8 protein-coding genes are annotated in these 8,432 nt (G+C 36.3%); 2 read left to right on the top strand and 6 right to left on the bottom strand.

Annotated elements, in window-relative coordinates; translation table 11 throughout:
- The first annotated feature begins 462 nt into the window (after window positions 1-462).
- Complete coding sequence (locus tag ABJG98_RS00055) at window positions 463-1,113, top strand: FISUMP domain-containing protein (protein ID WP_348277404.1); 651 nt, start codon at window positions 463-465, stop codon at window positions 1,111-1,113.
- Between the two features lie 184 nt (window positions 1,114-1,297).
- On the opposite strand, the gene ABJG98_RS00050 is transcribed toward ABJG98_RS00055, so the two are convergent.
- On the bottom strand, window positions 1,298-2,203 hold the full coding sequence (locus ABJG98_RS00050; RefSeq protein ID WP_348277403.1) for a DUF6263 family protein: 906 nt from the start codon (window positions 2,201-2,203) through the stop codon (window positions 1,298-1,300).
- A gap of 278 nt (window positions 2,204-2,481) precedes the next feature.
- Window positions 2,482-3,030, bottom strand: coding sequence for a helix-turn-helix domain-containing protein (locus ABJG98_RS00045; RefSeq protein WP_348277402.1), 549 nt, complete (start codon window positions 3,028-3,030; stop codon window positions 2,482-2,484).
- A 319-nt stretch (window positions 3,031-3,349) separates the two neighbouring features.
- On the opposite strand from ABJG98_RS00045, the gene ABJG98_RS00040 reads away from it, so the two are divergent.
- Window positions 3,350-4,180 (top strand): alpha/beta hydrolase, encoded by an 831-nt coding sequence (locus ABJG98_RS00040; RefSeq protein ID WP_348277401.1) that lies wholly within the window; start codon window positions 3,350-3,352, stop codon window positions 4,178-4,180.
- A gap of 89 nt (window positions 4,181-4,269) precedes the next feature.
- Here the strand turns inward: ABJG98_RS00040 and ABJG98_RS00035 are convergent, their stop codons facing one another.
- The 4 genes from ABJG98_RS00035 to ABJG98_RS00020 all read right to left on the bottom strand — a co-directional run bounded on the left by ABJG98_RS00035 (window position 4,270) and on the right by ABJG98_RS00020 (window position 7,953).
- Window positions 4,270-4,530, bottom strand: a complete 261-nt coding sequence (locus ABJG98_RS00035) for a hypothetical protein (protein ID WP_348277400.1) — start codon at window positions 4,528-4,530, stop codon at window positions 4,270-4,272.
- 113 nt (window positions 4,531-4,643) lie between these two features.
- The gene (locus ABJG98_RS00030) at window positions 4,644-5,393 is read right to left on the bottom strand and encodes a type II CAAX endopeptidase family protein (protein ID WP_348277399.1); all 750 of its coding nucleotides are present in this window, start codon (window positions 5,391-5,393) and stop codon (window positions 4,644-4,646) included.
- 153 nt (window positions 5,394-5,546) lie between these two features.
- Entirely contained in the window at window positions 5,547-6,797 is a 1,251-nt protein-coding gene (locus tag ABJG98_RS00025; RefSeq protein ID WP_348277398.1) for a hypothetical protein, read from the bottom strand.
- A gap of 64 nt (window positions 6,798-6,861) precedes the next feature.
- Window positions 6,862-7,953: a helix-turn-helix transcriptional regulator gene (locus tag ABJG98_RS00020; protein WP_348277397.1), complete on the bottom strand. Its 1,092-nt coding sequence runs from the start codon at window positions 7,951-7,953 to the stop codon at window positions 6,862-6,864.
- Window positions 7,954-8,432 lie beyond the last annotated feature (479 nt).

The following is an 8,432-nucleotide window of genomic DNA, read 5'->3' as shown; positions in this document are numbered from 1 at the left end:
TTGTTGAGAAAGACATGTTGATCCAGTTATTGAAATTAATAGCGCAGTTAACAGATATTTAGTTTTCATGGAATTAGGTTTCAGGGTAAAGACTAGAAGTAAAGCCGAAGGTTCCCATCTGGTAGTCATGTGTGGTAACGCCTATGTATGAGGCGTGTGCTCTACCTTTGTGGACAGCACTAAAATAGCGAAGTTTGCAAGTGCTTCCAAAGTTTGTAGAAAGCACTGTGTTTTGAGTGAAAAAATCCAGCGAACTGAAATCTCCAAAAGAGCTCACAAGCTTTCTTGGCGGCAGACGAAACGGTCGAGTTCTTATTCAGTATTTAGAAAGCACTAAAGCACATACCTTATAAATATTGTTAGAGCGATGTTTTGCTTTGAAAAATGTTAAAATTTAATGTTCAATAGGAGGATGCTAACTGGTTATCTATTGTAGAATTCTCAAAGACAAAAAATGAAATGATGAGGTTACAAACATCAGTTGGAAAGATTATCTGTCCATTTATTTTCACTATTCTATTCACCTTTTCAACAGAAGCTCAAATAGTAGGCTCTTTTGTTGATATTCGGGATAAGCAAACATATGAGACAGTAACATATACAGTTACTAGCTCTCAACAAGTTATTACTGATCACAATGAATATGGGACATATTTGAAAGGTGAACCACAAATCTTTGAAGTTTCATTTGAAGATGGTATGCCTTCATCTATAACTTGGATGGTGCAGAATTTGAATTTTGAAATAGCGGGATCAAGATGTAAATACGATTCAGATACTAACTGTGAATCATATGGTAGATTGTATACTTGGGAAGCTTCCAAAAATGCCTGTCCTAGTGGCTGGCATCTTCCGTCGGATGATGAGTGGTATTTGTTGGCTTATTTGTATGATGGTGTTTCAAACGCTGGTCAACATTTGAAAAGTACTGAATTAGGAGGAACAAATAAGAGTTTATTCAACATCAAAAAACCCTCCATATTCTGGTCATCAAATGAAATGGATTCAGAATCTGCTTTAGATTGGAAAGTTAACTTTCGTTGGGTTAAGCTTCAGCGATGGAAGGGAGGAAAAAACCTGTATAATTCTGTTCGTTGTGTGCAGGACTATTAATGTTATATGAATCTTCTGATTTAAAAAGAGAAATCTAAGTTGCATTTATTTCATTCAACATGGCTTACAACGCCCAACTATCATCCGTAAGCTGGACTTTTCAAATATTTATAAAAGTATCTTTTACCACTGGCCATTGCAAATAGCTCAGTAAGCTTAGGGATGATAGTGCTTGTTAGAGACTTTATTGACCAACCGTCATATCGTTTTTCATGACCATAGGAATTAACATACCGCCTGGTAGATTGGGATTATCTTTAATTTGCACGTCACCAGATATCTCTTGCTCAATTTTCCCTTCAACTATCCAGTTTGATTGAGGATCTAATTTATAGCTAGTCTTCATTTTTCCAGTGAGATTATACCTAGTTGGCATGCCATTTACTTCTATATATGCATCTTTGTTCTCAGTTGATATCTGAGAAGTTCCTTCAATGAAAATAGCATCAGAGTTGACATCAGTTAAAGTAAATGTGTTGTTCATAAATCCTGACATTCCTGATTCAAGTTTTACTGAGTTTTTCCAACTCTCGCCAACGTTTACCTCTTTGTTAGGAAAAATAGCGGTAATCATTTCAATATTACCCTTGAATGCTTTTTCACCGTAAGCTTGTCGAAGCTGAGCAAGTAATTGTTGCTTTTGAGGTTCAGGGAGTTCAGGAAAAGATTCGAACATACCATCAAAGATGCTATCTAAGCTTTCAATTTTCGAAATTGTTCCATTTTTCGACATCTCTATTAAAAATTCCTTACCAACTATAGTTTTCATGATCGTGGAGAAAATATCTGCACCTTCACTTTTTGAAGAAAATATCATTTCTCCCATAGGAGAATTCATTTTCATGATTAGGCTTGAATAAGACGCGCTCATTGAATATCTATCACCAAGATTTTCGTTAACCTGAAAGTCCATGCCGCCAGTAATCTCCATCTTGATAATTTGTTCCATACCATTGATTGTTTGGGTGATAGTATTCTTGGAAATGTAACTCTGTGAGTATGTTTCACCAACATTCAAGTTCAAACCTAAATCGGTTTTCTTAAGGTTACCAGAGAGGATAAGAATTGTTACAGTTAATATGTACTTCATGGGATTATTGTATCTACCGCTCAGATATGGCGCTGTGGCCTCCGAGCTTAATTTAAAGCCATGAAATTAGCAAATCTGTCAGTGCCCGGCAAGGGTGGGCATTCAAAGTATCAGATACGCATCGCGTCATGAAAGATTAAAAACTCATACGAGCAGAAGCTGGTAGGAAGCACCACAGTTTCTTGCCTGCCTGCCGGCAATGGCAGGCAGAAAGTGGGCTGTTTAGCAGGCACTTCGTAAAATCTAGATAAGGCATGTAACCAGCGTATGTTAGCGAGCTATTCGAAAATAATGTCGTTTGTTGATAGTTTCATTTTTGAAAAAAATTCTTTGGGAGAATAACCAGTAATTTTTCGACATTCCTTGATGAAATGGGATTGATCATAGTAGCCAAATTCGAGTGCATCGATAAGCTTCCTGTTTGATTGGTTTTTTAATTTATGTGAAACATTTTGGAAGCGAACGATTTGCAACAACTCTTTAGGTGTTAGGTTAAACTGCTTTCGAATCCACCTTTCCATTGATTTTTCAGTCATGTTCATGCTGCTTGCAAGAGTAGCAACTTTGAAATTGTTAGTTATTCTACTTTCTAATAATTCAAAGACTTTATCTAATTTCTCGTCAATCGAATGTTCACCAAGAGAATTGCTGATTACAGTGTCAAGTTCAGAGACAGGAATATTTGTTCTGTCCTTGGATATTTTGGAAAGAATTTTTTTCTGTTCAATTTCAGGAATCAAGTCAGCAATGTCAAAATTCTCCCAGTTGGTTAATAATCCACTAAATAATGAAAGGCTAAGAATATTGAGGTTCAGCTTTACATTCAAACAAATGAGATGAGTGGGAATATAGTAGAATGAAGTCTGATTGGTGGCGGGCAAAATACCCGATGAACTACTCGAAATAAATGATTCAGAAATAACATCCCATTTGGTAAATTCTCCTCATAACAAAATAGCACTCAACCTTACTATTTGGGATGGTTTTAAGAAACGCAGGTTCCTTAATGATGAATAACTGATATCGGTCCACATATTTGGCTAAAGCCGTGATTCTCGGACGTTCTTCAATTAGTACCATTTGTCTGATTCTTACAATTTTTTAAATAATGACACTCCTACATTTGTATAAACTTAAAATTTCAAGATGAAAAAACAAGGACTATTATTGATTATGATTTGTTTGACTTTGATGACCGTGGCTCAAACTAAAATTGAAATAGATGGAGGTATAAAAGGAAAGCGTTTCTCCTTGAAAAGGAATTGGGGCAATCTCAATTATGAGGTATTTGGAAAGGGAGATCCTCTATTAATTCTTCATGGGAACGGAGGGTCAGTAAAAGGAAAATATCATATGATCCCACAATTATTGGAATATCACCAGGTAATTGCAGTAGATAACAGATGTCATGGTTTAAGTGATTGTCCCGAGGGGGATTTAGATTACTTTGATATGGCTGATGATATAATAAGTTTAATGCAGAGCTTGGGGCATGAGAAATACAGTATATGGGGACATAGTGACGGTGGCATATTAGGTTTAATCATTGGATACAAATTGACAGACAAAGTAGACCGAATGCTACTCTCTGGAGCCAACACTAAATTATCCGGACTAAAACTAGAACTAGTGGCTATGATGAAAAATTATGAGCAAATAGCGGATCCTAAAACAAGGACTCATGTTTCATTAATGTACCATCAGAAGGAAATACCTATGGATAGTATTCGTAGAATTAATGTTCCAGTCATGCTTATGGTGGGTGATAGGGATGCAGTTTTGATGGAGCATACTATGGAAATATTCAAAGCTTTACCTATGTCAAATTTATGCGTTCTGCCAGCAACATCACATTTTATCGATAATGAGAAGCCAAATCATATCGCATATTGGATTAGGGAATTTAAAAAGCCATTTTTAGCTCCATCAACTGTAGAAATAGCTAATCAAATGGCAAAATCATTGTTTGATAATTAAGTTGTGATGGATTGAATAACATTAAGTCTAAACCAATTCTCGCTAACGTTTAGGTAAAATGCTGTGTGGCCCGAGTTTTTTTAGTAGCACTAAAGTAGCGATTCTGGTTCCAACTCACAATGGTTCAGATACAGCCCGTTCCACAGGAATTTTACCGACTGTTTGAATCCGTTTTTAGCCGATTTTGCATTTCGAAAAACACAAAACCAATCACGTTCAAAATTAGAAAATATGTCCAAAAATGTTCCATTAATTCTGTTCGATAAGAAGGACAAATAGAGCATTTGTTGTTCTTCTTTCACCCAAACGTCAATAACCGAACCTGATCCACTAAGAAGTTGGTTCGACAATGTCGAATTTTTAAACCATTCAACTTCCCGATCGTTCGCACTGTTAAGAATTCGGATTAGCTAGTTCGCTTGACCTCCATGTCTGGACTTAATTTCATCCTTCGTATGTTCTTCTAGTTACTTGCCAGATACATCTGTACCATAAGGATAGTATCCATATAAGCATGTGCTAAAATTAAAATCCAAAGTTTCTTTTTGAATTTGACATAACATATGCCCAGAGCTAATCCCATAAATCCAGTTTGTACAATTCCCATTGGACCCCACTCATAATGGACAAGTCCAAAAATTATTGAACTAAGGATAACTGCGATGATTGTAGCTTTTTTTGTCTCTTGTCCAAGTTCTGAGATTCTGTTTATAAGGAAAGCTCTATAAATAATCTCTTCTCCGAAAGAAGAAACAATATATACACCACCTAATGTCAAAAGGAGCATTCCAATATTTTCTTTCAAATAATCATATCCACTCATATTGGCACTTTCAGGAATGCCTGTAATATTCGCCATTATAATAGATCCAATAATGAACCCAGCTACTGCCAAAACAAAAACTAGTAGAGAGAGCAGAAACACTTTCATTACTTCACTCCAGGAGATAGATTTAAAACCTAGCCCAACATCTTTCCAGCTTTCACCACGAAGTTTAAGACCTACCCAAACAATAATTAACATTAAAATATTTGCTATCCAGACAGCAGCTTGTTTTAAAATAGGATTATCTCCAACTAGAGGTTTCGTCAAGCCAATAAGAGCAAAGGCTGCAACAAATACCAATAATATTTCGCTTATTTTAAATAGTCTATTTGTTTGTAATTGTTTTCCAATTTTCGTGTTTTGTACTTTATCCTCTTTTTCGATCATTACCGTATTTATTTAATTTGAACATAACGTACAGATATGACGCTGTACCTCTGTACTTATTTAATATCTTCTAGAGTATCCTTTTCGTAGTTTCAAGTATTCTTAAAAGGAATGTGCTATATCGTTTGTTAGCGAGACCGGACTTCCATTTGACTAATTGAGAAAATGCAATTTATTATCAATGAAATTGATGGCTGTTTTTTGACTACTTAATAATGGGTATCCCAGAAGACCGTCCATCCTGGTAACTTCGTGATGTCCTCCGAATAGATCCCCAAAAACAAAGTCCATATTGTACTTCCGATCGAGAATGGATACTCCTTTTAGCTGACCTTTTATGACTTTTTTATAATTGTTGTCTGAACCACCTAGCAATTCTGTCCTTTTATTTGAGAGTTGAGGGGTCATAGACTCTTCTAATCTACTTAGAAGCAAGTTTCCTTGAGCAGCACAATCGAGTCCAAAACGAAGCTTTTGAGAGCCAAAAGTCACTTCTATAACTGGTATATGAAATACCATTTCGAACGGAACAGCAGCTTCCTGCATGGTGGGATATTTAGTGTTAAAGGATTCGGATGAACTCCAAAGTGTAAGTTGCCTAGTGCTATAATCAAGTTCAACCACTTGATTCTTAAGTACCTCATAACCGATAATTCCTGCGAAATTTTCTATGTCCATTTTTTTTTCTAAATGAACCAAATTGGCAGTAGATGCTTCCACTTTCGTTAATGTCAATTTTCCCCATTCGAATCTTTTGATTTTGGTACTACCTGCATCATTAACTACTCCCAAAACACCTACAGGTGGTTGCTGATTTGGAGCAGAAGCATAAGTCTGAAATTGATCATTCAATAGAAGGTATCCTCCAGAGCCACTATCAACAATGAAATTTCCTTTTACACCATTAACAGAGGCCTCAACTACAATATGACCTGTTTCACTCAGCTCAAATGGGAATGTCAAAGTGCCTTTAGCAATGTTTGGATTTGGATCTCCATTTGGAGATGAATGGCCTTTGACAGAGATTTGGGCTATGTCTGCCCGCATAAGGTTAAGATTCTTATCTAAAACGATTTTACGATTACTCGATTCATTTTCATTGTGAATGACAACTGAAAGAGTTGTTTGGTTTCCTTGCTCCATCGTAGAAATGAGTGTAATAGAATCAATTTTAGGGTATTGGGTAATTACTTGACTTAATACATTTCTAGCCATATCACCTGACATTGTCTCGTATTGATAGTCCGCTGCTAAGAATGATTCAATTGTCGAAAAATCTCTGTTGTTAACAGCAAGCTGGAGATTGATCAAGACCTCATCAGAACTTCTGTGATCTGGAGTCGGCTGGGCACAACCATTCAAGAAGATCAATACTGGGAGAACCGCAACAATAATTTTTTTCATGACTTTTTTAAGCCAAAGGAAACGTGCCTGAGAGCCACTATCGCTTCATCCTAATGGATGACACCTATTTAATTCTATTTTGCTTGGCTAGCGTCAGGAATTCAGAAGGGGTTTTTCCTTCCAAATTTTTGAATGCACGGTTGAAAGTAGATTTTGAACTAAAACCTGAATCATATCCTATGGCTAGGACGGTAAAGTGATCATAGAGATGACTGGACATCATCTCTTTCGAGTGTTCTACTCTAAAAGCATTAATGAAGTTATTAAAACTTATCCCTTCCGTTAAATTTAAAACTTGCGAAAGATTATTGGAAGTAGTCCCAATAGTCTTGGATAGATCAGTTAAGTTGAGATTTGGGTCAAGGTAAGATTTTTCTTGAGCCATGTTTTCAGATAGGCGTTTCCATATTTGCAAGATTTCATCTTCTGTAAGTCTGGATTTTTCATATTTAGCCTTTCCTATTTTCGGGATATCAGTAGTAAAATAATTCTCCTTTAGTCCCAGATAGCTAACTAAGTAAATAAAGCCAGTTAGCACGATAAATATGAGATAGTTGAATCCAATCTGCAACTGATGGTTTAAAAGTTCGGGGCTAAAAAACGAGATCAATGAAGAAATCCAAATGCATGCGAAAAACAAGACCATTAGCCTGATCCAGATTTTATTTTCTACCTCTTTCTGTGGGTGGAGTGCATTACGGTAACTTAGAAATAGATAAAAGGGGGACAAAATCAAAAATAAGAATCCGAACGGGCTTGTATGGCTCAAGAAACGGAAAAATACGTATTGCACTTCGCCATTCTCATTATGAGATGGGAAATACAATGGAAATAGTTGGTACAAGAGAAAAAATCCAAAAGGGAGCAAATGAATAAAATGAACCATACGGATTTTTGCGATGCGCCTAGTCTTTGCCAGGGTATACAAATAAAGAAGGGGACCTTGTAGAAATGGAAAAGCTGCATTGAATATCATAGCATGAATGTTCAGCTGAATCCCTTGTAGAAAGATAAAATAGACAAGTGTGTGTAGGCCTAAAAGGGCAAACCAAAAAACAAGTACATAATCGGAAAGCTTTTTATCTGTTTTTAACCTCTGAATAAGAAAAACAAAGAACCAGGATTGTATTGTTGCAACTAGAAGGATTGAGCTCATATAAAGTTCTCTACATTATGGTTCATCCAGTTAGTAATTTATCAATTTCATTTTGTTCCTTTCTATTTTCGTCTTTATTGCTAACTCTCTAATATGGCGCTGTGGCCTCCGAGCTTTATTAATAACGATAAAAGTAGCTTATCTGTCCGCGCCCGGCAAGGGGGTGCACAAGTATCAAATGGACACTGCGCCATGAATATAAAAATATCCCACAAGCTGAAGATAGTAGAAAGCACAATAGTTTCTTGGCAGCTGATAAGCGGATGTTTTGAAGATACTTGGCGGATGGCTCAGTAAGGCCATGCGCTATATCGTTTGTTACCACACTGTTTCTATTCTTCTCTTTGAGCTTTTTCTACGAGTTCACTATTTGCATAGATATTCAAAGTGACGACTTTCAAACCGTTCTTAATAAATTCAAACTGAACGTTTTCGTAGTTCAGGTAGAAAGAGTTCTCTGACTCAGGAAATAGCTCTTT

It is taken from the genome of Ekhidna sp., from assembly GCF_039960695.1.
GTDB lineage: Bacteria > Bacteroidota > Bacteroidia > Cytophagales > Cyclobacteriaceae > Ekhidna.
The sequence above is the reverse complement of the archived record's forward strand: the minus strand, read 5'-3'. Positions and strand labels throughout refer to the sequence as shown.